Source organism: Streptomyces asiaticus, from assembly GCF_018138715.1.
GTDB lineage: Bacteria > Actinomycetota > Actinomycetes > Streptomycetales > Streptomycetaceae > Streptomyces > Streptomyces asiaticus.
Window position 1 is genome coordinate 1556658 of record NZ_JAGSHX010000006.1, and the last position, 23437, is coordinate 1580094.

The 23437-nt window shown below is 71.7% G+C and carries 25 protein-coding genes and 1 pseudogene; 8 read left to right on the top strand and 18 right to left on the bottom strand.

Going from position 1 to position 23437, the window contains the following annotated elements; genetic code table 11:
• Positions 1–29: 29 nt before the first annotated feature.
• From KHP12_RS14255 to KHP12_RS14285, 7 genes are all read right to left on the bottom strand, one after another.
• The gene (locus KHP12_RS14255; RefSeq protein WP_246643109.1) at positions 30–914 is read right to left on the bottom strand and encodes a GvpL/GvpF family gas vesicle protein; all 885 of its coding nucleotides are present in this window, start codon (positions 912–914) and stop codon (positions 30–32) included.
• Complete coding sequence (locus tag KHP12_RS14260; RefSeq protein WP_208653302.1) at positions 911–1303, bottom strand: gas vesicle protein; 393 nt, start codon at positions 1301–1303, stop codon at positions 911–913. Before KHP12_RS14260 ends, KHP12_RS14255 begins: the two co-directional genes overlap by 4 nt.
• Entirely contained in the window at positions 1300–1563 is a 264-nt protein-coding gene (locus KHP12_RS14265) for a gas vesicle protein GvpG (RefSeq protein WP_037955604.1), read from the bottom strand. The genes KHP12_RS14260 and KHP12_RS14265 overlap by 4 nt, the downstream gene beginning before the upstream one ends.
• 13 nt (positions 1564–1576) lie before the next feature.
• Positions 1577–2359, bottom strand: a complete 783-nt coding sequence (locus KHP12_RS14270; RefSeq protein ID WP_086886433.1) for a GvpL/GvpF family gas vesicle protein — start codon at positions 2357–2359, stop codon at positions 1577–1579.
• A gap of 2 nt (positions 2360–2361) precedes the next feature.
• On the bottom strand, positions 2362–2745 hold the full coding sequence (gene gvpJ / locus KHP12_RS14275) for a gas vesicle protein GvpJ (RefSeq protein WP_372455195.1): 384 nt from the start codon (positions 2743–2745) through the stop codon (positions 2362–2364).
• Positions 2746–2946: 201 nt separating this feature from the next.
• Positions 2947–3270: a gas vesicle protein GvpO gene (locus tag KHP12_RS14280; protein ID WP_037955606.1), complete on the bottom strand. Its 324-nt coding sequence runs from the start codon at positions 3268–3270 to the stop codon at positions 2947–2949.
• 187 nt (positions 3271–3457) lie between these two features.
• A complete protein-coding gene (locus tag KHP12_RS14285; RefSeq protein ID WP_086886432.1) occupies positions 3458–3865 on the bottom strand; it encodes a tautomerase family protein in 408 nt (135 codons plus the stop codon).
• Between the two features lie 158 nt (positions 3866–4023).
• Between KHP12_RS14285 and KHP12_RS14290 the strand changes: the two genes are divergently transcribed.
• A complete protein-coding gene (locus KHP12_RS14290; protein WP_211833016.1) occupies positions 4024–4941 on the top strand; it encodes a LysR family transcriptional regulator in 918 nt (305 codons plus the stop codon).
• Between the two features lie 28 nt (positions 4942–4969).
• Here the strand turns inward: KHP12_RS14290 and KHP12_RS14295 are convergent, their stop codons facing one another.
• The 4 genes from KHP12_RS14295 to KHP12_RS14310 are packed head-to-tail and all read right to left on the bottom strand — an operon-like array spanning position 4970 to position 8967.
• A complete protein-coding gene (locus KHP12_RS14295; protein WP_086886430.1) occupies positions 4970–5932 on the bottom strand; it encodes a hypothetical protein in 963 nt (320 codons plus the stop codon).
• Positions 5933–5952: 20 nt separating this feature from the next.
• Positions 5953–6525: a carboxymuconolactone decarboxylase family protein gene (locus tag KHP12_RS14300; RefSeq protein ID WP_037955613.1), complete on the bottom strand. Its 573-nt coding sequence runs from the start codon at positions 6523–6525 to the stop codon at positions 5953–5955.
• Between the two features lie 51 nt (positions 6526–6576).
• Positions 6577–7188, bottom strand: coding sequence for a carboxymuconolactone decarboxylase family protein (locus tag KHP12_RS14305; RefSeq protein WP_210610137.1), 612 nt, complete (start codon positions 7186–7188; stop codon positions 6577–6579).
• Between the two features lie 36 nt (positions 7189–7224).
• Entirely contained in the window at positions 7225–8967 is a 1743-nt protein-coding gene (locus KHP12_RS14310; protein WP_211833017.1) for a thiamine pyrophosphate-binding protein, read from the bottom strand.
• Positions 8968–9088: 121 nt separating this feature from the next.
• Between KHP12_RS14310 and KHP12_RS14315 the strand changes: the two genes are divergently transcribed.
• The 3 genes from KHP12_RS14315 to KHP12_RS14325 all read left to right on the top strand — a co-directional run bounded on the left by KHP12_RS14315 (position 9089) and on the right by KHP12_RS14325 (position 11245).
• A complete protein-coding gene (locus KHP12_RS14315; RefSeq protein ID WP_086881938.1) occupies positions 9089–9691 on the top strand; it encodes a TetR/AcrR family transcriptional regulator in 603 nt (200 codons plus the stop codon).
• Positions 9692–9731: 40 nt separating this feature from the next.
• Positions 9732–10334: a TetR/AcrR family transcriptional regulator gene (locus tag KHP12_RS14320; protein WP_211833018.1), complete on the top strand. Its 603-nt coding sequence runs from the start codon at positions 9732–9734 to the stop codon at positions 10332–10334.
• Between the two features lie 146 nt (positions 10335–10480).
• Positions 10481–11245, top strand: a complete 765-nt coding sequence (locus KHP12_RS14325) for an SDR family NAD(P)-dependent oxidoreductase (RefSeq protein WP_086881940.1) — start codon at positions 10481–10483, stop codon at positions 11243–11245.
• Positions 11246–11327: 82 nt separating this feature from the next.
• On the opposite strand, the gene zwf is transcribed toward KHP12_RS14325, so the two are convergent.
• The 4 genes from zwf to KHP12_RS14345 are packed head-to-tail and all read right to left on the bottom strand — an operon-like array spanning position 11328 to position 17342.
• Entirely contained in the window at positions 11328–12791 is a 1464-nt protein-coding gene (zwf, locus tag KHP12_RS14330) for a glucose-6-phosphate dehydrogenase (protein WP_211833019.1), read from the bottom strand.
• The gene (gene gnd / locus KHP12_RS14335) at positions 12788–13822 is read right to left on the bottom strand and encodes a phosphogluconate dehydrogenase (NAD(+)-dependent, decarboxylating) (RefSeq protein WP_211833020.1); all 1035 of its coding nucleotides are present in this window, start codon (positions 13820–13822) and stop codon (positions 12788–12790) included. Before gnd ends, zwf begins: the two co-directional genes overlap by 4 nt.
• Positions 13823–13849: 27 nt before the next feature.
• A complete protein-coding gene (gene tkt, locus KHP12_RS14340; protein WP_086881943.1) occupies positions 13850–15898 on the bottom strand; it encodes a transketolase in 2049 nt (682 codons plus the stop codon).
• Between the two features lie 46 nt (positions 15899–15944).
• On the bottom strand, positions 15945–17342 hold the full coding sequence (locus tag KHP12_RS14345) for an FAD-dependent oxidoreductase (protein ID WP_086881944.1): 1398 nt from the start codon (positions 17340–17342) through the stop codon (positions 15945–15947).
• Between the two features lie 142 nt (positions 17343–17484).
• Here KHP12_RS14345 and KHP12_RS14350 point away from each other — a divergent pair, with 142 nt between their 5' ends.
• Positions 17485–18159: an HAD family hydrolase gene (locus tag KHP12_RS14350; protein WP_086881945.1), complete on the top strand. Its 675-nt coding sequence runs from the start codon at positions 17485–17487 to the stop codon at positions 18157–18159.
• A 135-nt stretch (positions 18160–18294) separates the two neighbouring features.
• Here the strand turns inward: KHP12_RS14350 and KHP12_RS51020 are convergent.
• Positions 18295–18360: pseudogene (locus KHP12_RS51020) on the bottom strand (winged helix-turn-helix transcriptional regulator); the annotation flags it as partial.
• Between the two features lie 68 nt (positions 18361–18428).
• On the opposite strand from KHP12_RS51020, the gene KHP12_RS14360 reads away from it, so the two are divergent.
• Together KHP12_RS14360 and KHP12_RS14365 are read left to right on the top strand one after the other, a co-directional pair.
• Positions 18429–19082 (top strand): Rossmann-fold NAD(P)-binding domain-containing protein, encoded by a 654-nt coding sequence (locus KHP12_RS14360; RefSeq protein ID WP_086881947.1) that lies wholly within the window; start codon positions 18429–18431, stop codon positions 19080–19082.
• A 175-nt stretch (positions 19083–19257) separates the two neighbouring features.
• Positions 19258–20730: a sensor histidine kinase gene (locus KHP12_RS14365; RefSeq protein ID WP_086881948.1), complete on the top strand. Its 1473-nt coding sequence runs from the start codon at positions 19258–19260 to the stop codon at positions 20728–20730.
• Positions 20731–20764: 34 nt separating this feature from the next.
• On the opposite strand, the gene KHP12_RS14370 is transcribed toward KHP12_RS14365, so the two are convergent.
• A complete protein-coding gene (locus KHP12_RS14370; RefSeq protein WP_086881949.1) occupies positions 20765–21325 on the bottom strand; it encodes an NADPH-dependent FMN reductase in 561 nt (186 codons plus the stop codon).
• Between the two features lie 138 nt (positions 21326–21463).
• On the opposite strand from KHP12_RS14370, the gene KHP12_RS14375 reads away from it, so the two are divergent.
• Complete coding sequence (locus KHP12_RS14375; protein ID WP_244202811.1) at positions 21464–22459, top strand: LacI family DNA-binding transcriptional regulator; 996 nt, start codon at positions 21464–21466, stop codon at positions 22457–22459.
• Between the two features lie 31 nt (positions 22460–22490).
• On the opposite strand, the gene KHP12_RS14380 is transcribed toward KHP12_RS14375, so the two are convergent.
• Positions 22491–23372: a LysR family transcriptional regulator gene (locus KHP12_RS14380; RefSeq protein WP_037955704.1), complete on the bottom strand. Its 882-nt coding sequence runs from the start codon at positions 23370–23372 to the stop codon at positions 22491–22493.
• Positions 23373–23437 lie beyond the last annotated feature (65 nt).

Consider the following 23437-nt stretch of genomic DNA (forward strand, 5'->3'; position numbering starts at 1 on the left):
ACTCGTCCGGGCCTCGTCCAGCGCGCCGCTCATACCGGCTCCGGCCGGGCCGCCGGTTCGGGCTCGGGCGGAAGGGCGAAGGAGTACGGCGCCCAGGGGCCGGTCACCTCGACGCGTACCCCGGGCTGCCCCTCGGCGGCGGCCAGGATGCGGGCGCGGAACTCCTCGGCGCGGTCGGCGGGCACCAGATACGCGTCGTTGGCGATGTTCTCGCCACCGGGCTTCCCGCCACCGGCCGTCCCGCCACCGCCCACCTGGGCGAGTTCGCCGCGCTGCGGCCGATGGGCGACCCTGCCCACCGCCAGGCCCCCGGCCTCCTCGGCGATGCGCGCGGCCGTCCGTGCCGCCGTCTGCCAGGCTTCCTCGGCGCCGCGCCGGCGCCGACGGCGGGCGGCGAGATAGGCCCGGCCCGGACTGAGGAACCCCTCCCCACCCGCGGTCTCCCCACCCGTGGGCTCGGCGGCCCCCGCCGCGTCCCCCGCCAGGGAGTCCGTGGGATCGGTGTAGACCTTGACGCCCCATTCGACATGCCCGGCGAGCCGTTCCAGCAGCGGCAGGAACTGGTCGCGACGCTCCTGGAGGACCCGCCGCACCCGGTCCTCGTCCCGGTAGACGGTGGCCAGCCGCAGCGGCAGTACGGCGCCCAGCGAGGCCAGCCCCGCCACCACCCCGTGGTGGCCGCGGGCCAGCGCCTCCAGCCGGGGCAGCTCCTCCAGGCCCGCCCGCAGCGCGCCCTCCTCGAACTCCTCGGCCGGGACCGGGCCCACGGCCGCGGCCAGGTCGTCCGTCTCCACGAGCCCCACCTGCTCGTCCGCCACCCCGCGCAGCGTGGCCACCGCCTGCGCGGCCTCCGGGGTGGGGCGCAGCACCGCGTAGGCGTACACCATGTGCTGTCGCCATGCGCTCTCGGTCAACCGTCCACGCTCCTGTCCTCGGCCCGTGTCCGCAGCGCCGCGATCTCGGCGCGCAGCCGGGCGTTCTCCTCGGTGAGGGACCGCTCCGCGTCGTCGTCCGGTACGGCCCGGGTGCGGGCGCGGGAGGACAGCGACGGATCGTGCTCCCACCAGTCGATGCCCATCTCCTTCGCCTTGTCGACGGAGGCGACGAGCAGCCGGAGCTTGATGGTGAGCAGCTCGATGTCCAGCAGGTTGATGCGGATGTCGCCCGCGATCACCACGCCCTTGTCCAGCACCCGCTCCAGGATGTCGGCGAGCGACGGGGCGGGCTCGGCGCCCTGGCCGTACGGGGTGGTGGGCAGGCGTGGCGAGCCCAACCTGCCCGCCACCGGTTCTGTCGTCGTCACGGGGCTCGTCTCCGCTCGTCCGGCCGTTCCCGGCGTTCCAGCTGTGCCAGCCGGTCGAGCAACTCGTCCTCGCGGCGGTCGTACGCGTCCTCGTCGATCCGCCCGGCCAGCAGGTCCTGTTCCAGTTCGGCGAGGGCGCGCCGGACCGGCGCCGGGTCGTAGTACTCGCGCTCGGCGGCCGCGGCCATCTGCTCGGCGGCCCAGACGGTGACGCGCACCGGCGCCAGCGGAAAGGTGAGCAGTCCGGTCAGCAGTCCCATGACGCCCCCGTCCTCAGGCCACGAAGCTGTACGGCGGCAAGGGGCCGCGCAGCCGGAAGTCGTAGCCCTCTCCGTAGCCCTGCGCGAGCTGCCGCGCGGCCTGGGAGAACTCCTCGGCGCGCCCCCGCTCCACCAGGAACGAGGCGTTGAGGAAGTCCTCCCCGGCCGGGGAGGCCATCACCTTGCCGCGGGCCATCTCGGACAGCCGCCCGACGACCTGGTCGGCCAGCAGCCGCTGCCGCGCGTCCAGTTGATGTGCCACCAGCTCGCCGAGGGCCACTCGGTCCGCGTAGGTGCCGCCGCCGTCGCGGGTGCGTTCGTTGAGGCGCCGGGCGTCGTCGGACTCGGTGAGCACCTCCCGCAGCAGGTCCTCCTGCGAGCGGGCCGCCTTCAGGTTGAACTCCGCCGTGGCGTGCAGCTCCTCGAGTCTGCGGACGTATTCGGCGCGCTTGCCGTCCAGCGCCGCCGTCACCGCGGCGTCGTCGGGCGCCAGCATGCCGAACCGCATCGGCAGCACCGCGCCGTCCGCCATCAGCCGCTCCTGGACCTCCTGGTGGGCGGCGAGATCACGGCGCTTGGGACGCAGGTCCGGCGGCGCCGGGCTCACCACGCAGGCCAACGGCCCGCCGGTGACCGCGCGCAGTGCGTCGCCGGACCCGCCGCCCACGGCGCGCAGTCCCGCCAGCCGCAGCGGATGGTCGGACCCGGTGATCGCGTAGATGTAGAGGGACGGGGTCGGGGACGGGGGCTGGGACGCGGACTGAGAAGGAGACTGGGACTGGGACGGGGTCGACATGGTCACCTGTCCTCGTCGTCGCGGTCGCGGTCGAAGACATCGCCGATGGCACCGAGGGCACCGCTGATCGCCCCCTCGGTCTTGCCCCGGGCGCCGCCCTCGACGATGTTGCCGACGATGTCGCTGAGCTTGTCCGGGGCCTTGCGGCCCGATTCCAGGTCGAGGCGGTTGCACGCCTCGGCGAAGCGCAGATATGTGTCCACGCTGGCGATCACGATCCGGATGTCGATCTTCAAGATCTCGATGCCGACGAGGGAGACCCGGATGAACACGTCGATGACGAGGCCACGGTCCAGGATGAGTTCGAGGATGTCGAAGAGGCTTCCGGTCCCTGAACCGGTCGCTGCGGTGGCAGGCAGCCCGCCGGTCTGCGTCATCACGGTCACGTGTGCTTCCTCTCGGTCGCGCTCGGTCGCTCGCCTGTCCGCGTCTGATACGGGCGCGGTGGCGGTGGCGTTCACCGATGTGGGCGCGTGTGACACAGGGCGCGCGCCCATGGAACGGCCCCGCGCGGACGACGTCCATGGCGCGGGGCCGTGGGAGGAAACCCGGCAAAAGAACGGCCGTGCCTGGTCTGGCTCCGGTGTCTAACGTCCGCGGTCGAGCTGACCGCGGGCGTAGCGGTGTTGCCGCTCGTAGCCGAGGAGCTGCCCTTGTGAGTCGAGGGTCACACGGTAGGTGGCCATGATGGTCATGGTCTCGGGCACCCGCTCCAGCTCCACGACCTCCACATCGGCCACCCAGCCGTCCGGCGTCGGCTGCATCGCGGAAACCGCCTCCGGCGCGGTGCCCAGCAACTCCCCCAACTGCCGGGCGGCGCCCCGCATGGCCTGCGCCACGGGGACGCGGGGCGGCCGCTCGGTGTTCTCGGGAGTGCCTGTGGGCGGTGTGTCCGGCTCAGTGCTCGTCATGGTCCTACGGTGCCAAGTCCTGTGGGTGCGTGGTGTGCGGATCCCCAAAGCGGGGGCGTCGAGCGTCGTGAACCGCACCGCCTTCGCCCGGCCGTTCTTCAACGCGGCGACGTCGGGTGCGAAGATCGCGCCGCGGCGGACCACGGCGAGCAGCATCCACACCGCGACGAGCGATTTCTATCGAGAGTCAATCGATGTCCATGCGTTCGTCGAAGCCCGTCCGGGGGTTGACGGCCCGCCCAGCCGCCCACCAGTTCTCGCTGTTCGTCTCGACCACGCACAGGAGGATGTCCTCCTCGGGGACGTCCGCGTACAGCAGGAGGTTCCTGCGGATGGCCGCGTACAGCTCCGCCTTCTGCCCGGGGTCGCGGTGGTTGAAGAAGAGCTGGATGAACATCGTGCGGTCGCCGCGGCGGATGTCGAAGAACACCGGCTGCGTCTGCACGTTCTCGGGCTTGAGCTCGTGGATGAGGTGGAACTGGTCGTCCTGCGGGACCTTCAGGACGTCCACCATCGACCGGTGGATGCCCAGCGAGACATTCCGGCGGTACTCCGGGGTGGTGCCCTCGCGCAGATAGATGTTGACCAGAGGCATGGTGTGTCGTTCCGTTCTGCTGTGGTGTGCTCACCACGCTAGGAAGCCCCACGACATTCCGCCAACGAATGTCTCGCATGGCCGGTATGCTGTCTGCGCATGGATGACACGCGTCTGGATGACACGCACCTGGACGACCCGCGCATGGACGTGCGCTCATGGACATGACCCTGGTCGGGCTGCGGGTGCTGCGCGAGGTGGCGGAGCGGGGCACGATCACCGCCGCGGCGGAGGCGCTCGGATACACCCAGTCGGCCGTCTCCCGGCAGGTGGCCGCGCTGGAGCAGGCGGCCGGTGCCCGGCTCTTCGACCGCCACCCGGGCGGGGTGCGGCTGACCGCCGAGGGGCGCGGCCTGCTGCGGCACGCCGTGGTCGCCCTGGACGCGCTCGACGCGGCCGACCGGGAGTTGCGCGGGGGCGAGGCGGAGGACGGCCCGGTCCGGCTCGGCTTCTTCCCCACCGCCGGAGCGGTGATCGTGGCCCGCGCGCTGGCGGCCCTGCGCCGGGAGCACCCCCGGATCCGGGTGAGCACACGCGAGGGCACCACCCCGTCGCTGGTACGGGCGCTGCGCACCGGCACGCTCGATATCGCCCTGCTGTCCTCCAGGCCACCCCACCGCTCCCCCGACACCGACGCCCCGCCGCTGCGCGTGGAGCCGCTGTTCGAGACCCGGCTGACCGTGGCGGTGGCGGCGAGCGGCCGGTTCGCCGGACGCGACAGCGTCACGGCCGAGGAGATCGCGGGCGAGCCGTGGATCGCCAGCCCGGCCGCCGCGGAGGAGCCACTGCTCGGCGTCTGGCCGGGGCTGCCGGGACGGCCCCGGGTCCGCCACACCGTCCGCGACTGGCTGACGAAGCTTCACCTGGTGGCGGCCGGGGCGGGCATCACCACGGCCCCACCGGCACTGCTTCCCGCCGTCCCGCCAGGTGTGCGTCTGGTCGCCGTCGAGGGCGTGGCGCAGGAGTGGCGACGCGTCAGCCTCGCGCACGCGCCGAGCCCCGCCACGGCGTCGGCGAACGCGGTGGCGCACGCCCTGCGGCAGGAAGCCGCGGAGCTGGCCGACGACCCCGACTGACGGCCCGCGGCTCGCCGCCTGCGGCGACCTACCGCGCGAGCTCCATGCGCAGGACCTTCGAGCGGCGCGCACGGCCGTCCGGAGGCGGTGCGGTGGTCCCGCCGTCGGTGATGAGGTAGGCCACGCGTCCGTACTCACCGGGACCGCGGCCCCAGGCGATGCTCGACGGCCCCAGGAGCCGCAGGTCCAGGGGGTCGCCGAGGACGATGTCCCGGGGCTGGTCCGGCGGCCCGTCCAGCAGTACGCGGTCGAGGGTGTTCTGACGGTGCGTCGTCACGTAGGCGACGCCCGCGTCCTCGTCGAGGCAGAAGTCGTCGGCCATCGTGCCGCCGCCGACATGCTCCGGCGCTCCGGCCGGATCGAGGGTGTCGGGGTCCACCGGCACCCGCATGAACAACCGCCGCGCCGTGGAGGTGTAGTACAGGTGGTGGGTCCGCTCCGCGTAGCGCACACCGTTGATGCCCGGCTGGGGCGGCTTCACAGTGCTGAGCGGGTCGTGCTCCATGCTCGGGTGGGCGAGCCAGACGTCGGCGGCCGCCGGCCCGCCGGTGGCGGAGAGGTCGACACGCCAGACGAAACCGCCGAAGCAGTCGGCCAGCAGCAGGACACCGGGGGCGATCAGACAGCCCCCGTTCAGGGCGCGCACCCGGGAGTCGAAGGTGAGGACCGTCTCGATCGCGGGCGCGGCGCCGAGTGGCCGGCCACGCAGATCGACCCGGCTCAGATACGACGCGTGTGTGGTGTAGCCGTCGCTGAGGGCCACGTGGAACACATCCGGCTCGGTCTCCACGACCGCCGTGACGAGATGGTCGTAGGTGTGCAGGAGGATCGGCTCGACCGGGGTGTCCGTCGCACCGGAAGCCGGGATCAGCCACAGCTGCTTGTGGTTGAGCGATGTCACGACGATCGAGTTGTCACTGCGCACCGCGAGATTCTCCAGGAAGGAGTGCTCGGGGAACTCGGCGACGGTGTGCAGGGTTGCGGTTTCCATGGTCGTCCTTCCTCCGGGTCTCACTGGTCCAGGCCGACCGCGTTCGACGGCACGTCGAACGCGGCGAGGGTCAGCGACACACCGGTGAACCAGCCCATCAGCACGGTGACGTCGACGATGCCCGCGTCGCCGATCGTCCCCTTGGCCCGGCGGTACAGCCCGACGGGGATGACACGCCGTTCCACCAGCGATGACGCGAGTTCGTACACGAGCTGCTGCCGTGGGTCGTCGAAGGAGGCGGGACGGCCGGCGACGATGGCCTCCACCTGCCGCGGGTCGAGACCGCCCAGCGCCACGCCGATCTTCTCGTGCTCATAGGCGGCGTAGGCGGAGCGCCAGTGGCCGGTGACGACGTTCGTGACGATCTCGATCTCCGCCTTGGACAGCGACGAGTCCGTCTGGAAGTACGCACCGGTGGGCACGATTGCCGTCAGCAGCCGGGGGTTGGCCAGCCAGATCTTGTGCGGGCCGGGCACCAGGCCACGCAGTCGCCGAGTGTACTCGTACGCGGTGCGCGTCTCCGGTGGCATGGCGTCGACCGGCGTCTCCACGTAGCGACCGAACGTCCCGAAGTCCTCGGGATCCTCGAACATGGGATTTCTCCTCCTTACGGGGTATGGGGTACGGGGTAGGGGGTTACGGGGCTACTTCCGCGGGGCCGGGCCTCCCGCCGGCACGTCGTACGCGTTGAGGACGACTCCCAGCGCCAGGTAGTGGACGGTCACGAAGACGATCGCGTCGAGGGCTTCCCGCCCCAGCGTCCTGACGGCCGTGTCGTACAGCGGGCCCGGCACAGGGCCCTTGCCGGTCAGGGCGGTCGCGACGTCGGCCGCGAGCGCCTCCTCCTCGGTGAGGCCGGACGGGCGGCCGCCCGCGCACAGCGTCGCCACCTGATCCGGCCGCAGCCCGGCCCGCGCCCCCAGACGAGCGTGCGCGTACAGCTCGTACGCCACGTCGAAGCGCGCTCCGATCGTCAGGATGACGACCTGGCGGGCCCGCTCCGAGAGTCCGGGAAGCCGCTGGGCGAGGTCGATGAACCGGGCGAGCGCCTGCCCCAGTTCCGGGAAGTGGAGCATCACCCCCCACGGTCCGACGAACGCTCCGTCGGCGTCACGGACCTCGAATCCGGCGTACTCGTCGGCCTTCACCATCGTGTCGAAGGCGTCGTACAGATCCCGCTGTGCCGGGGTCAGTTCCTCGGGATGGAGCAGCGGCAGCCGCATGGCCATCTCCTCTCTTCGACGGCTCTCTTCCATGACGTTCTTCCGTGGCTCTCTGCCACGACGACGCGGTCAGACGTCCCTGACCAGTCGGGTGTCGAAGGTGGTGACCGGGGCGACGCGCTCCTTGCTGACGACGACATCGATCAACGCCGGGCGGGCAGCGGCGATCGCCTTCTCCAGGGCGCCCCGGAAGGCGTCCGCCGAGTCGACGCGGGCCGCGAACACCCCGTACGCCGCCGCGACCTTGGCGTGGTCGACGTCGAGGAAGTCGCAGACCTCCGACACGGGCTCCTCGCCGAGGGCGTGCTTGAACCCGACGTGTTCGTAGGCGAGGCTCGCGTTGTTCAGGACGATGGTCACCGCGGGAATGTCCAGCCGCAGCGCGGTCTCCAGGTCTCCTACGTGGTAGCCGAAGCCACCGTCGCCCACGAGCGCGAACGCGCGACGTTCCGCCCCGGCCGCGAGCTGTGCCCCGAGGACCGCCGGGAACGCCCAGCCGAGCGTGCCGGCGGCGCGCAGGAACGTCCGGCCGGGCGCGTGGACGGGAAACAGCGCGCCTCCCCAGGCCCCCATGAACCCGGTGTCCGCGACGAGCAGATCGCGGTCGTCCGCCAGCTCGCGCAGGATCGCCACGACGGCCTCGGGCCGGACATGCCCGGCGGCGGGGCGGTGCGCAACGGCCCGGAACGCCTCCTGCCAGGTCGCGCACCTGCTCCGCACCGACTCGCGCCAGGTGTGATGAGCACGGTTGCCGGGCTCCGAGGGCAGTGCCACGGCAAGGGCACGGCACAGCTCACCGGCGTCGGCTACCACTCCCGCGTCGACCGTACGGGTCCGGCCGATGTGCTCTGCCACTACGTCGACTTGAACCACGTCCGCGTCCGACGAGGGCAGCGTGTAGGTATCGGTCGCGAGGCCGCCGAGGTCGGTGCCGATCGCGAGGACGAAGTCGGCCTCGCGCGCGATCCCGTTCGCCACCTTGCTCGCGTAGCGTCCCGCCACGCCGACCGACAGGGGATGGTTCTCGGCGATCGAGCCCTTTCCACCCAGGGTCGTGAGGACCGGAACACCCACGGTTTCCGCGAGTCGGGTGAGGTCTTCGGCGGCATCGGCCATCAGGACCCCGTTGCCGGCCAGGAGGACCGGTCGCAGGCTCCGGGCCAGGCGGTCGGCGATGTCGGCCACGGCGGCGGCCGAGGGAGCCGACGGGGCCGGGCGACGGATCGGTGCGTACAAGGCATCGGCGTTGGCGTTGGCGTTGGCGTGCGACGGTGCGGCTTCTGCCGCTTCCACCGCTTCCGCGGCGAGGATGTCGCACGGGATGTCGATGTGCACCGGCCCCGGAGCTCCCGCACCCGCGATGCGCAACGCCTGGGCGACGAGCTCCCCGGCGCGGTCCGCGCGCGTGACCCGTGCCTGCCATTTCGTCACCGACTGGAACATGGGCGGCTGGTCGAGCTCCTGGTACTCGTACTTGTACTCGACCCGCGTCGAGACCGTGCTGGTGAGCGCCACGAGCGGGCTGTGGGCCCATCGGGCGTCCGCGAGCGCGGCGGCGACGTTCGCCGCTCCCGGCCCCCACTGCCCGTAGACCACGGCGGGCCTGCCGGTGACCCGGGCGTAGGCGTCGGCCATCACCACGGACGCGGCCTCGCTGCGGGCCAGGCACATCTCGATGCCGTGATCGCGCAGGGCGCGCCAGAGCCACAGATCACCACCGGTGATCAGGAAGACCCGGTCGACGCCGCTGTCCTGCAGGGCGCGCGCGACGTCATGCGCGACCCGGGGCACGACTCCACTGGCTGTCGCCACAAGCGTTCTCCCGTCTAAAAAAACGAATGACCGTTCTCTTATTTCGTCACACTGCCTCGCCCGCCGCCCCACTGTCAAGAAGAAGACGAACGATCGATCACTTTTGCTGTAGCCTGACGCCATGCCGAAGGTGAGCCAGGAGTACCTCGACGCCCGCAGAGCGGAGATCCTGACCGCGGCGAGGCGCTGCTTCGTCCGGGACGGCTTCCACGAGACGTCGATGCAGGATCTGCTCGCCGAGGCCGGGATGTCCTCGGGGTCGGTGTACCGGTATTTCCCCAGCAAGCAGGACATGATCATCGCGATCGCCGAGGAGAACCTGGCCGAGGTGGTGCACGAGGCCCGCCGCCAGGCCGAGCGCAGGCCCGCCGCCGGGGCCGGCGCGGCGATCGCCGATCTCTTCGAGGTCATCAGGGCGAAGCACGCGGAGAACGGCTTCGCCGCCATCGCGCTGCTGACCTGGTCCGAATCCCTGCGCAACCCGACGCTCGCCGAGCGGCTCAGGACCGCGCTCACCGAGGCGACGGCCGACCTCGCCACCATCGTCCGGGAGCATCAGGACTCCCGCCGTCTACCGCCGGACGCCACGCCGGACTCACTGGCCCAACTGATCACCTCGACGGTGCCCGGCTACATCCTCCAGCTCGCCACGCTCGGCCCGGACGCGGTCGACGGCCTGCCCGACGCCGCCCGCGCGCTGTGGCCGACGCCCGAGGCGCCATAGACTGGACCAGCCAGTCCAGTCGAGAGGGGCGCAGCGCACCATGCGCAAGGAGCTGACGGCGAAGGGGAAGGCCACCCGGAACCGGATCGTCGAGGGCGCGGCCGCGGTGCTGCGCGAGAAGGACGTGTCGGCGGCCACGCTCGACGACGTCATGGCGCGCACGCGCACCAGCAAGAGCCAGCTGTTCCACTACTTCCCCGACGGGAAGGACGAGCTGCTGCTGGCGGTCGCGCACCACGAGGCCGACCAGGTCCTGGCGGACCAGCAGCCGTACCTGGGCTGCCTGGACTCCTGGGAGGCGTGGCAGCGGTGGCGCGATCAAGTGGTCAAGCGCTATGCGGAGCAGGGCGAGGAGTGCCCGCTGGGCTCGCTCGTCCTCCATCTGGGCCGCTCCACCCCGGGCGCCCGGGATGTCGTGGTGGCGTTGATGCGGCAGTGGCAGGAGAGCCTGGCCACCGGCATCCGGGCCCTCCAGACGGCCGGGCAGCTGCCCGCCGAGCTGGATGTCGAGCACCGCGCGGCCGCGCTGCTGGCGGGCATCCAGGGTGGTGTGCTGATTCTCCAGTCGACCGGCCGAGCCGACCATCTGCGGGCCGCGCTCGATCAGGGCATCGGGGATCTGCGGCGCGCCGCGGCGGCCTGAACGCCACGGATGAGCGCGCCGCGGCGGCCTGAGCGACCCCCGGGATACTGGACTTGCAAGTCCATTTTTTTCTTCGCACAGTGGCATGGCCCCGGCGGACCCGCGGGGCCTCCACGGTGCGGAGAACGAGCGTGCGGGAGTGCGTGATGAGTGGACGGTTGCAGGACAAGAGGGCGCTGGTGACCGGTGCGACGAGCAACATCGGGCGGGCGATCGCGGAGCGGTTCGCCGCCGAGGGCGCGCATGTGGTGGTGTCCGGGCGCAGCGCCGAGCGGGGCACGGAGGTGGTCGACGCCATCCGTGCGCGGGGCGGCCGCGCCGACTTCCTACGGGCGGATCTGAACGGAAGCGCGGAGGCCTCCCGCGCCCTGGCCGAGGAGGCGGCGTCCGTTCTGGGCGGAGGCATCGACGTCCTGGTCAACAACGCCGGGATCTACCCCGGTGACAGCACCGCGGACACCGACGAGAAGTCCTTCGACCACGTCTACGCGGTGAATGTGAAGGCGCCGTTCTTCCTGACCGCCGCGATCGCTCCGGCGATGGCCGAGGCCGGTGGCGGGGCGATCGTCAACCTGGGGTCGTGGATCGCCCGGCTGGGCATTCCCATCGGCGCGCTCTACAGCTCCAGCAAGGGCGCGATGGAGACCCTGACCCGGGCCTGGGCCGCCGAGTTCGGCCCGCGGGGTGTGCGGGTGAACGCGATCTCTCCGGGAGTGGTCCACACGCCCGTACCCGGCGAGGCGCACCCGGGCGAGGCCATGATGAACGGCACCCCGGCCGGGGGCGTCGGAAGTCCGGAGGCCATCGCGCACGCGGCGGTCTATCTCGCGGGCGACGAGGCCGCGTTCGTCCACGGCATCGTGCTGGACGTCGACGGGGGCCGCACCACGGCGGCCGTCATCGCGGCGTAGCGGACTACGCTACGCAGCTCCGCGTCCGGCGCGCCGGCCCGGCTCAGGACGGCCGGCGACTGGTTGACGGCGAAAAAAGCCGTCAGTCGGTGCCGAACGTGCCGGGCAGGACCTCGGCGGCGTCCGGCAGATGCCACGAGTAGGGTGCGATCAGTTCGCTGACGGCCGGTTCGGGGCCCCAGGAGCCGGGGGCGTAGGGCTGGACCGGCGGGGGGTTCTCCAGGAGGGGGGTCGACGCGGCCCAGATGCGTTCGATGCCGCCTGCCCGGGTGAACAGCGACTGGTCGCCCAGCATGGCGTCCAGGATGAGGCGTTCGTAGCCCTCGAGCCCGTTCTCCTCGCAGAACGACCCGGCGTAGCCGAAGGCCATCGTGGCCGGTTCGAGCCGCATGGCGGGGCCGGGCTCCTTGGTGAGGAAGCGGGCGGCGATCCACCCGGGGTCCCCGAAGTCGATCACGATCTTGTTGGCCCGGTTCTTCTCCTGGTCGGCGAGGTCGGTGGGGAACATCCGCAGGGGCGGCTCGCGCAGTCCGAGGGTGATCACCTGGCGGCCCCGTGCGAGGTTCTTGCCGGAGCGCAGATGGAACGGGACCCCGGCCCACCGCCAGTTGTCCACCTCCACCCGCAGTGCGGCGAACGTCTCGGTCGTCGAGTCGGGGGCCACCCCGGGTTCGTCGCGGTAGCCCTCGTACTGGCCGCGCACGACATCCCCGGGCCCGATGGGGCGCATCGCCTCGAAGACCTTGTCCTTCTCGTCGCGCAACGGCTCGGCGGCGAGCGAGACCGGTGGTTCCATCGCCACGATGCCGAGCACCTGGATCAGATGGGTGACGATCATGTCCCGGAAGGCCCCGGTGCCCTCGTAGAAGTGGGCACGGCCCTCCAGGCCGAGCGTCTCGGGCACATCGATCTGCACATATCTGATGTGGTCCCGGTTCCAGTTGGGCTCGAACATGCCGTTGGCGAAGCGGAGGGCGAGGATGTTGTCCACCGACTCCTTGCCGAGGAAGTGATCGATGCGGAAGACCCGGGATTCGTCGAAGACGGCGTTGATCGTCTCGTTGAGCGCCCGCGCCGACGCCAGATCGGTGCCGAAGGGCTTCTCCACGATCACCTTCGCGTTCTCCGCCGCCAGGCCCGTGTCGCCGAGCATGCCGATGGTGGACGCGAACGCCGAGGGCGGAATGGCCAGGTGGAACAGTCTGCGGGACGGCCCGCCGAGGGAGTCCTCCGCCGCCCGTACGGCCGCGAGCAGCGCCCCGGGGTCCTGGGGGTCGGCCGCGCCGAAGGACAGCGACTCCTCGAAGGACTTCCACCCCGGCCCGGTCGGCTTGGACCGTCCGAAGGTGGCGACCGCGTCATGGGCGAGGGTGCGGAACGCGTCGTCGCTCATCGCGGAGCGGGTCGGGGCCGAGCCCACGATGCGGTAGCCGTCGGGGAGGAGTCCCGCGGCGGCGAGGTGGAACAGCCCGGGGAGCAGCTTGCGCTTGGCGAGGTCGCCGGTGGCGCCGAAGAGCACGATCACATGGTCGTCCGGTGCCGTCATCGCCCGCTCCTCTTCTCGGCGTGTCCGCCGAACTCGCTGCGCATGGCGGACAGCACCCGGTCGGCGAACTCGCCGAGGCCCCGCGACTGGAAGCGGTCGGTGAGCGCCGTGCTGATCACGGCGGCGGGTACGCCTTCGTCGATCGCGGCCCGTACCGTCCAGCGCCCTTCGCCGGAGTCCGAGACGCGACCGGTGAACTCGTCCAGCTGCGGTGACCGGGCCAGCGCGTCGGCGGTGAGATCGACGAGCCAGGAGCCCACGACCGAGCCGCGGCGCCACACCTCGGCCACCTCGCCGACGTCGATCTCGTACTGGTACGCCTCCGGTTCGCGCAGCGGGGTGGTCTCCGCGTCCGCGGCGCGCTTGCGCAGTCCGGCGTCCGCGTGGTCGATGATGCTGAGCCCCTCGGCGATCGCGGCCATCATGCCGTACTCGACCCCGTTGTGGACCATCTTCACGAAGTGGCCGGCTCCGCTCGGACCGCAGTGGAGATAGCCCTCCGGCGCCGTTCCGTCGGCGTGTCTGCTCGGTGTCGGCTCGGCGGAGCCGGCGCCGGGCGCGATGGTGCGGAAGATGGGGTCGAGCCGGGCGACGGGCCCGTCCTCACCGCCGATCATCAGGCAGTAGCCGCGCTCAAGTCCCCAGACGCCGCCGGAGGTTCCGCAGTCCAGGTAGTGGATGCGGTGCGGGGCGAGCTGCGCCGCGCGGGTGATGTCGTCGCGGTAGTAGGAGTTGCCACCGTCGATGATGGCGTCATCCGGGTCGAGGAGCTCGGTGAGCTGGTCGAGGGTGGGCTGTACGACGGCGGCGGGCAGCATGAGCCACACGGCCCGTGGCCGCTCCAGCTTCGCCACCAGGTCACCGAGCGAGCGGGCGGCGACCGCGCCCTCTCCCTCCATCTCCTGTACGGCGCTTTCGTTGACGTCGTAGACCACACAGCGGTGGCCGTCGCGCATCAGCCGGCGCACGAGGTTCGCGCCCATCCGGCCGAGCCCGATCATGCCGAGCTGCGTGGGGGTGTCGGTAGCCATGTGCTCTCCTGTCGCGTCATCGCCCGCTCAGCCCGGGGCCACCAGCTCGCGCGCCACCCGCGCGACGCGCTCGGGGGTGAATCCGAACTTCGTGAGCAGCTGTTTGAGGGGGGCGGAGGCACCGAAGGTGTGCATGCCGACGACGGCCCCGTCCGCGCCGACGTACCGGTCCCAGCCGAACGTGGAGGCCTCCTCCACCGCGACCCTGCGCGTGACCGCGGGCGGCAGCACCTGGTCGCGGTACTCGCGCGGCTGACGGTCGAACAGCTCCCAGCAGGGCATGCTCACCACCCGGGACGCGATGCCCTCGGCGGTGAGCTCCTCGTGCGCGGCCAGGGCCAGCGCCACCTCGGAGCCGGTGGCGAGCAGGATCACCTCGGGCTCGCCCCGGTCCGCGTCCGCCAGGACGTAGGCGCCCCACGCGACACCGGTGGCCGCGCCGAGCCGGGTGCGGTCGAGGGTGGGCAGCGGCTGGCGGGAGAGGACCAGCGCGGCCGGGGCCCGGCGGAGACCGGCGACCACCCGCCACGTCTCGGCGACCTCGTTCGCGTCGGCGGGGCGGAACACCAGCAGCCCGGGCGTGGCGCGCAGCCCCGCCAGCTGCTCGACGGGCTGGTGGGTGGGCCCGTCCTCGCCGACCCCGATGGAGTCGTGGGTGAAGATGTGCACGGTGGGGATCTCCATCAGCGCGGAGAGGCGAATGGCCGCCTTGGCGTAGTCGGAGAAGATCAGGAACCCGGACCAGTACGGACGGAGCTTCGTCAGCGCCATTCCATTGGCCACCGCGGCGGCCGCGTGCTCCCGTACGCCGAAGTGCAGATTGCGCCCGGCGCGGTCATACGGCTGGAAGTCGCCCGCACCGCCGAAGGTGAGGCGGGTCTTGGTCGACGGCGCCAGGTCGGCGGACCCGCCGAGCACCCAGGGCACCGCCTTGGCCACCGCGTTCAGCACCTGGCCCGAGGAGTCGCGGCCGGCCAGGCCCTTCGGATCGGCCGGGAAGGTGGGCAGCGCGGTCTCCCAGCCGTCCGGCAGCTCACGGCGCTGGATCCGCTCCAACTCGTCGGCGAGCTCCGGGTACGCGCCGCGGTAGGCGTCGAACGTCTTCTCCCAGTGACTGCGCAACTGGCCACCGCGCGCGCCGATCCCCCGTGCGAACCAGTCGGGCACACCGTCGGGGATGTGGAAGTCGGCGTCGGGTGGCAGGCCGAGGGCGCGCTTGGTGGCTTTGACCCCCTCCGGCCCGAACGGCGACCCGTGTGCTTTCGGTGAGTCCTCGACCGGCGAGCCGTACCCGATGTGGCTGTGGACGAGGACCAGGGTCGGGCGCTCGGTCTCGGCGCGGAAGAAGTGGAAGGCGCGGCCGATCCGGCCGAGGTCGTTGGCGTCGGCCACGGTGGTCACGTTCCAGCCGTAGGCCAGGAAGCGCGCGGCGAGCTCCTCGGTGAAGGTGATGTCGGTGTGGCCCTCGATGGTGACCCGGTTGGAGTCGTAGATCCAGCACAGGTTGGACAGCCGCAGGTGTCCGGCGAGCGAGGCGGCCTCGGAGGAGACGCCCTCCATCATGCAGCCGTCCCCGGCGAGCGCGTACACATCGAAGTCGAAGAGCGTGAAGTCGTCGCGGTTGTACCTGGCCGCCAGCCACTGGCCGGCGATCGCCATGCCGACGGAGGTGGCGACGCCCTGGCCGAGCGGGCCGGTGGTCGTCTCGACGCCGCTCGTCCAGCGGTACTCGGGGTGGCCGGGGCAGCGCGAGTCGAGCTGCCGGAAGGACTTCAGATCGTCGAGGGTCACCGCCGGACGTCCCAGCACCTCGTACTCGGGGTCGACCGTGCGCACACCGGTCAGGTGCAGCAGCGACCAGAGCAGGGCGGAGGCATGGCCCTCGGAGAGCACGAAGCGGTCGCGGTTCGGCCAGATGGGATCGGCGGGGTCGAAGCGCAGAAACCGCTGCCACAGTGTGTACGCGACGGGCGCCATGCCCATGGGCGTTCCGGGGTGCCCCGAATTCGCCTTCTGGATCGCGTCCATGCACAGTCCGCGGATCGTGTTCACCGACAGCGTGTCCAGGTCGGTCATGGCGACGCCGCCCTCCGTGCGCTCGATGGTTGTCCGTTGAGCCTCGCTAGGTGTCGGCTCTGACGATCGTCGCGAGGACGTCGTTGAAGGCCTCGGTGGAGGTGGGGTGGGTGTAGACGGCGTTGCGGAGCTCGGTCGCCCGGATGCCGTGGCGCATGGCGAGCGCGACGGTGTTGATGATTTCCTGCGCGTCCACGCTGAGCAGCGCGGCGCCCAGGATCTCGTCGGTCTCGGCGTCGAGCACGAACTTCATCACCCCACGGGTGTCCTCGACGATGTACGCGCGCGGCATGGCGACGATCTCGGCGACCGGCTGGCTCGCGATCCTCACCCGGTGCCCGGCCGCCCTGGCCTGCTTCTCGGTGAGCCCGACGGTGGCCAGCGGCGGGGTGATGAAGACGGTGTGCGGGATGGCGACCCGGTCGTCGGTGGAGCGCTTGCCCTCGCCGAGCAGCTGATCGAGGACGATACGGCTGTCGTCGAGGGAGATATAGGTGAACTGCGGCCCGCCGTTGACGTCTCCGAGGGCGAAGATGTGCGGCCGGCTGGTCCGCAGATGCTCATCGACCTCGACCGCGCCGCGCTCGGTGGTGCGCACACCGGCGGCGTCCAGCCCCAGATCGCGGGTGGCCGGTGCGCGGCCGGTGGCGGCGAGGACGGCGTCGGCCTCCAGCGTGTGCTGTTGGCCGTCCGTCTCGTAGACGACGGTCGCGGAGGTCTCACCGTCCCGGATCTCCGTGACGGCGGCCCCCGTGACGATCTCGATGCGCTCCTCCACCAGGATGTCCTCCGCGACGGCGGCAACGTCGTCGTCCACCAGGCCGAACACCTTCGGGGCGGCCTCGAGCACGGTGACCTCGGAGCCGAACTGCCCGTAGATGGAGGCGAATTCGAGGCCGAGGTAGCCGCCGCCGATGATCGCCAGCCGTTCCGGGAGGATGGTGGTGTCGATCAGTTCGGTGCTGGTGACGGTGTACTGGCTGGTCCGCAGGCCGGGGATGTCGAGGACGATCGGCTCCGATCCGGTGTTGATGAGGATCGTCTCGGCGGTGACCGTCAGGGGGCCGTCGGCGGTCTCGACGCGCACGGTGTGCGGATCGGTGAACGCGGCGGTTCCGGTGATCACCGAGACGGTGTCCATGTCGTTCAGCCCGTCGTAGTTGCCACCGCGGAACAGCTTCGTCAGCGCCCGCACCTCGCCCACGGAGCGCTCGTACCACTCCTGGGGCACATCCTCCGGCCGGCGCTTGCGGGAGTGGTGGACCAGTGCCTTGGTCGGCACACAGCCGACGTTCGGGCAGGTGCCGCCGTACATCCGCGCCGACCGCTCGACCAGCACCACGCGCTTGCCGAGCCCGCCCATCGTGGCGGCCACCGTCTTGCCGCCCTTGCCGAAACCGATCACGAGCAGGTCGGCTCGCAGGCCGCGGTCGGTGGTGCCCATGGTCGCTCCCCTTCTCGGTCCTCCGGGGGGGGTGCTTGCCTCCGTCATTTCAACGGCACCACCAACACCGCGGCCCCGCAACTGGCCGCCCCCGGTGCCACCACGCACCCTGGAAGCAGGCGGAACCGGAGGAGAACGTGTGATGGCCGGACCGATAGCGGCGCTCTTCGACATCGACGAAACCCTGATCCACACCGGAGGCTCGGGAGCCCGGAGTTGGGCCTGGGCCTTCGACCGGTTGCACGGCGTGGCCGCCGATATCGGAGAACACACCTCGGCCGGGGAGACGGATCCGCAGGTCGGCCGGGAGACGTTCCGGGCCGTGCTCGGCCGCGAGCCCAGTCACGATGAGATGGCCCGTCTGTACGCGGCGTATCTGTGGCATCTCTCGGAGGACATCCGGACCTCGGAGGGGTATCGCGTCATGGACGGCGCCGAAGACACCCTGCGGCGGATCACGGACGCGGGGATCATCCTCGGGCTCATCTCCGGCGCGATGGAGGGCGCGGCCCGGATCAAGATGGAACGGGGCGGGCTGGGCCGCTATTTCGTGTTCGGCGCCTACGGCTCGGACTCCCCGGACCGGGCGGAGATCACCCGCCTGGCGATGGCGAAGGCCGCCCGGCTGCACGGGCACGATCTGGGCCGTTCCGATGTCTATGTGGTCGGGGACACCCCTCGCGACATCGAGGCCGCACGCGCGGCGAACGCGACGGCGGTGGGGGTCGCGAGCGGCCACTACTCCGCGGAGGAGCTGCGTGCCGCCGGGGCCGACCATGTGCTCACAGCGCTGACCGAGCCGTTCCCGCACACCTGAGAACGACCGGGGGCCGAGTCAGCCTTGCGCGGCGGCGTCCCGCTCCCGGTCGTAGGCGGCCCGCGCCTCCAGCACCTCGTCCATGTGACGCATCGACCAGTCCTTCAGCGCCACCAACGGTTCGCGCAGCGTGGCGCCCAGTTCGGTGATCTCGTACTCGACCCGGGGCGGGATCTCCGGATGGACGGTCCGCCGGACCAGCCCGTCCCGACTTCACCGACGCCACCGGCCTCACCGAGGCGTTCAAGGGGGCGCGGAAGGTCCTGCTCGTGTCGACGACCACCGTCAGCGAGCGGTTCGACAACCACACCCGCGCCATCGACGCGGCCGCGCGGGCCGGTGCCGAGCTGATCGCCTACACCAGCACGCTCAACGCGCACACCGCGAGCATGATCCTCGCCGACGCCCATGCGAAGACCGAGCGGTGTCCGCGCGACAGCGGGGTGCCCGGGGTCGTCCTGCGCAACGGCTGGTGCCTGGAGAACTACACCTCCCAGATCCCGCTCTATCTGCGGTCCGGAGTCGTGCCCGGCAGTGCCGGTGCCGGGCGGGTCAGCGCCGCGTCGCGACGCGACTACGCGGAGGCCGCGGCCACCGTCCTGACCGCCGAAGGGCATGCGGGCTCGGTGTACGAGCTGGGCGGGGACACCGCCTTCTCCCTCGCGGAGCCGGCCACCGCGCTGTCCGCCGCCACCGGCCAGGAGGTGGTCTACGGCGACCTCCCCGCCGAGCGGTTCCGCGGTGCGCTGCTCGACGCCGGGCTGCCCGCCGAACTGGCCGAGGTGCTCGCCGACTCGGACCTCGGGCTCGAGCGCGGTGAGCTCTTCACCGACTCCTCGGATCTGAGCCGTCTGATCGGCCGGCCCACGACCACCCTCACCGACGCGCTCACCGACGCGCTCACCGGGGCTCTCGGCTCCTGACCGCGGTGCCACCGCGGCGGCGGTCGCCGGTGCCGCGCCGGTCCGGTGTGGAGACACCGGCCATGTCGATGCTTTGATCTGTTCCTCGAACGGACGCGTTCGACCACCGCGGAACAGAGGTACGCATGGCAGGCAACGACGGACTGTCCGGGGAAACGCCATCCGGGGAGGCGCCATGAGGCTGTCCACCCGCATCGCGCTCGCGGTCGGCGTGAGCGTGCCGCTGCTGGTGCTGGCCTCCGGCTGGCTGCTGCTGCATCTGGTCGGCGACGATCTGCGCGCCCACCAGAACTCCCAGTTGCGCGCTCGCGCCACGGTCGTCGCCAAGAACGCCAAGTCGTTCCTCGATGTCGCCGGGACCGACCGCCCGGTCATGAAGCAGGCCCGGAAGCGACGGCTGGTCAACTCCGCGCGGGACGTGGGCATCCGGCTGACCGCGCCCGGGGACACGATCTCGGCCGGGCCGCAGCCCGATCCGTTCCCCTCGCTGCCCCGCGACGCCCAGAAGCCGGTCACCGTGACCTCCGGTGACACGGACTGGCTGGTCCTGTCGCTGCGTGTCGGTGCCGCGAAAGGGGGCACCACGCCGAATCTGTGGCTGTTCTCGCCGGACACCGCCGAGGAGGAGCTGGCGCTGGTGCGCCAACGGGTCCTGCTCGGGGCGCTGGTGGCCGCGCCCCTGGCCGGGGCCACCACCTGGGCCATCGCGGCCCGGGCGGTCCTGCCGCTGCGGCGGTTGCAGCGGCGCACCAGCGGCCTGGACCCCCGGACCAGCGCCGTGCGCCTGGAGCACACGCCGACCCGTATCGGCGAGGTCGACGACCTCGCGTACACGATGCAGACCGTGCTCACCCGCTACGACGAGCAGGTCGAACGCACCGGGGAGGCGCTGGCCACCGCCCGCGCGTTCGCCGCGACCGCGTCCCACGAGCTGCGCACCCCGCTGATGAGCATGCGCACCAACATCGACATCCTCGCCGACCACCCCGACCTCGACCCGGTGGACCGCGCGGAAGTGCTCGACGACCTGGGCCGCGAACACACCCGGTTGCTGGGGCTGCTGGTGATGCTCAGGGCGCTCGCGCAGGGCGACCTGGTCGAGGCGGACGCGTTCACGTCTCTGGACCTCACGGAGGTGCTGGACGCGTCCGTCTCCGACCTGCGGCGCGCCCATCCGGACGCCGAGGTGTCGGTGCGCACCACCCCGGGGCTGCTGGTGCACGGCTGGGAGGAAGGGCTGCGCTCGGCGGTGGACAACCTGCTGACCAACGCCTGGACCCATGGCCGTGCCACCGACGGCACGGCCCATATCGAGGTGACCCTGCGCCACTCCGGTGACCCGGGGCAGCCGCTCGCCGTGCTCACCGTGGACGACCACGGCCCCGGCATCCCGCCCGAGCGCCGCGAGGAGGTCTTCCAGCGCTTCCGGCGCGGCCCGGACAGCCCCGGCTCGGGCCTCGGCCTGACCCTGGTCGCCCAGCAGATCACCCTGCACCGGGGCCGGATCACCGTACTGGACCGGCCCGACGGACGCCCCGGCACCCGCTTCGAGGTGCGGCTGCCGGTCACCGGCGTCCGGGACGTGGAGAGCACCCTGCCGCTGATGCGCCGGGACTGGCTGACCGGCCGCCACGCACTGCCTCGCTGAACGACCGCACCTCGCGGCACTTCCCGCGGAACGCTCAGGCGGCGCGGACGGTGGCCATGGCGGTGCTCCAGCTGACGACCTGGTCGAGCAGGGTGTTCACGGCCTCCGTCTGGTGCTCGGCGGGGGTGAACGTGCTGAAGTTCTCGAAGTCGGTGAACAGGGACAGGGCGACCTGCGCGCGCACATCGGCCACCTGGAGCTCGGCCATGACCAGGCGCAGATGCTCGACCGCGCGGGTGCCACCGGCGCTGCCGTAGCCGACGAAGCCGGCGGCCTTGTTGTTCCACTCGGCGTACAGGAAGTCGATGGCGTTCTTCAGGGCGCCGGAGGTGGAGTGGTTGTACTCGGGGGTGATGAACACATAGCCGTCGAAGGAGGCGATCTTCTCCGCCCAGGTCCTGGTGTGCGGCTGTGCGTACTGGCCGAGCGACGGCGGGACCGCCTCGTCCAGGAGCGGGAGCCGGTAGTCGTCGATGTCGACGAGTTCGTACTCCGCGTCGGTGCGCCGCCGGGCGATGTCGAAGACCCACTGGGCGACGGCCGCGCCGTTGCGGCCGGGGCGGGTGCTGCCGAGGATGATGGCGATCTTGGGCATTGCGTAGTCCTTTCCGTTCCGTGGCGCGTTCCCAGAGTCGGGCCCGTAACTCTTCCGGTCGGACCGCTGTCTCCCGTCGCCCGCCCCAACCCACGACATCGGCGGGTGACGCGCGGGCGGGAGCGTATTCTGCCGGGCGTGTCGAGGGTGACGATCGGGGATGTGGCACGGGCGGCGGAGGTGTCGACCGCGACGGTGTCCAACGTGCGGGGCGGCACCGGCCGGGTCTCGGAGGCGACGCGGGCCCGGGTGAGGGCGGTGGCCGGTGCGCTCGGTTACGGCCCGGTGGGCAGCGGCGGGCGCACCCTGGCGCTCGCGGTGACCACTCATGGGGACAGCGCGTGGGACTTCGCGAGCGTGCCGTACTTCGCCCAGGCCATCGGCGCGGCCACCGTCGCCGCGCATCGGCGTGGCTATGCGCTGATGGCGATGGACTCGGGGCCGGCCGAGCACATGTGGCGCACCCTCCCGGCCGCCGGGGTGGTGGTGCTGGACAGTCCGCCCGGCGACCCCGTGGTGCGGGTGCTGCGGGCCCGCGGTCTGCCGTTGGTGTTCGACGGCCGCCCCGACGATCTGCGGGCGCGGGAGACCTGGGTCGACAACGACCACGAGGCCATGACCCGCCGTGTGCTGGAGCATCTGGCCGGGCAGGGCGCGGAGCGGATCGCGCTGATCGCGGGGCCCACCCGGGAGTACTACAGCCGCGCGAGCGCGACGGCCTACCGGCGGTGGTGTGCGCGGACCGGTGTGCGGCCGTGCGTGGTCCCGTTCGACGAGGAGGACGCCACGGGACGGGGTCTGGACGCCCTGCTGACCGGGGAGGGCGGGCCGGACGCGGTGTTCGCGCTGTACGACCCGTGCGGCCGTCAGATCCTGGCGGCGGCCGCGCGGTGCGGGCTTTCGGTGCCGGAGGACCTGATGGTGGTGTGCGGCAGCGAGGATCCGGCCTACGGGCGGACCGTCCCGCCCGTGTCGACGGTGTCGCTGGCCCCCGAACAGGCCGGAACGGCGGCTGTCGACGCGCTGGTGAGCCTCGTGGAGGATCCGCCGCGCACACCGCCGCCCGTGGTGATCGGGACCCGTCTGGTGGTTCGGTCGTCCTCGCTGCGCCGATCCCGTCGGCAGGCGTCGTGAGGGCGGGGCGGCCCGGATGCCGTCGCCCGCGTCAGGCTTCCGGGGGCGTGATGTCCAGCGCCGTGAGGAAGGCCGTCGCCGCCGGTGTGCGGCTGAAGCGGCTCCAGATGACGTACTCGACGCGGGCCGGTGCGTCGGCGACCTCGATGGTGACGACGCCCGCGAGCTGAGGCGCGTAGGCGGTGGGGAGCATCGCCACGCCGAGGCCCGGTCCGACGAGCCGGGCGATGAAGTCCGCGCTGGTCACTTCGAAGGCCACGTCACGGGTGAGTCCGGCGGCCTCGAAGGCCAGGTCGGACTGGGCGCGTCCGGCGGTCCCGGCCGGGAGGTCCACGAACACCTCGGAGGAGAGCCTGCGCAGGTCGACCTGTGACTCCCCGGCGAGGGGATGGTCCGGCGCGACCACGGCGACGAGCCGGTCCCGCGCGAGTTCATGGGCGGCGACACCCCGTGGGCGGGCTGTGGTGGGCAGGCCGAGGAACGCCACGTCGAGGGCGCCCTCCTCGACCTGCTCGACGAGTTCGTCGCTCGCGCCCACCCGCAGGCTGATGCGCACCCGCGGGTACCGCTCGCGGAAGTCGCGCAGCGCGCCCGGGATGTCGACCGCGGTGACGGTGGGGATCAGGCCCACGGCGAGCCGCCCGCGTACCTCCCCGACGGCCGCCGCGACCTCGGCGGCCGCGCGCTCGGCGGCGTCCAGACACTGGCGGGCGGCCGGGAGGAAGGCCGCGCCGGCCGGTGTCAGCCGCACCCGGCGGCTGGTGCGCTCGAAGAGTCTCGCACCCAACTCCTTCTCCAGGCGGGCGATTTGGTGGCTGAGGGCGGACTGGACGACCAGACACCGTTCCGCGGCACGCGTGAAGCTGTTCGTCTCGGCGACGGCGACGACGTACCGCATCTGCTGAAGCTCCATGGATCCATCGTGGATCGAGATCGATGAGGTGACAAACATGTGTTGGACTCATCAATGGCCCCGAG

Coding starts and splice junctions, on each gene's coding strand:
- KHP12_RS14265 (WP_037955604.1), bottom strand. CDS start 1,563: ATGGGACTGCTGACCGGACTGCTCACCTTTCCGCTGGCGCCGGTGCGC.
- KHP12_RS14270 (WP_086886433.1), bottom strand. CDS start 2,359: ATGTCGACCCCGTCCCAGTCCCAGTCTCCTTCTCAGTCCGCGTCCCAG.
- KHP12_RS14280 (WP_037955606.1), bottom strand. CDS start 3,270: ATGACGAGCACTGAGCCGGACACACCGCCCACAGGCACTCCCGAGAAC.
- KHP12_RS14285 (WP_086886432.1), bottom strand. CDS start 3,865: ATGCCTCTGGTCAACATCTATCTGCGCGAGGGCACCACCCCGGAGTAC.
- KHP12_RS14290 (WP_211833016.1), top strand. CDS start 4,024: ATGGACATGACCCTGGTCGGGCTGCGGGTGCTGCGCGAGGTGGCGGAG.
- KHP12_RS14295 (WP_086886430.1), bottom strand. CDS start 5,932: ATGGAAACCGCAACCCTGCACACCGTCGCCGAGTTCCCCGAGCACTCC.
- KHP12_RS14300 (WP_037955613.1), bottom strand. CDS start 6,525: ATGTTCGAGGATCCCGAGGACTTCGGGACGTTCGGTCGCTACGTGGAG.
- KHP12_RS14305 (WP_210610137.1), bottom strand. CDS start 7,188: ATGGAAGAGAGCCGTCGAAGAGAGGAGATGGCCATGCGGCTGCCGCTG.
- KHP12_RS14315 (WP_086881938.1), top strand. CDS start 9,089: ATGCCGAAGGTGAGCCAGGAGTACCTCGACGCCCGCAGAGCGGAGATC.
- KHP12_RS14320 (WP_211833018.1), top strand. CDS start 9,732: ATGCGCAAGGAGCTGACGGCGAAGGGGAAGGCCACCCGGAACCGGATC.
- KHP12_RS14325 (WP_086881940.1), top strand. CDS start 10,481: ATGAGTGGACGGTTGCAGGACAAGAGGGCGCTGGTGACCGGTGCGACG.
- zwf (WP_211833019.1), bottom strand. CDS start 12,791: ATGACGGCACCGGACGACCATGTGATCGTGCTCTTCGGCGCCACCGGC.
- gnd (WP_211833020.1), bottom strand. CDS start 13,822: ATGGCTACCGACACCCCCACGCAGCTCGGCATGATCGGGCTCGGCCGG.
- tkt (WP_086881943.1), bottom strand. CDS start 15,898: ATGACCGACCTGGACACGCTGTCGGTGAACACGATCCGCGGACTGTGC.
- KHP12_RS14345 (WP_086881944.1), bottom strand. CDS start 17,342: ATGGGCACCACCGACCGCGGCCTGCGAGCCGACCTGCTCGTGATCGGT.
- KHP12_RS14350 (WP_086881945.1), top strand. CDS start 17,485: ATGGCCGGACCGATAGCGGCGCTCTTCGACATCGACGAAACCCTGATC.
- KHP12_RS14365 (WP_086881948.1), top strand. CDS start 19,258: ATGAGGCTGTCCACCCGCATCGCGCTCGCGGTCGGCGTGAGCGTGCCG.
- KHP12_RS14370 (WP_086881949.1), bottom strand. CDS start 21,325: ATGCCCAAGATCGCCATCATCCTCGGCAGCACCCGCCCCGGCCGCAAC.
- KHP12_RS14380 (WP_037955704.1), bottom strand. CDS start 23,372: ATGGAGCTTCAGCAGATGCGGTACGTCGTCGCCGTCGCCGAGACGAAC.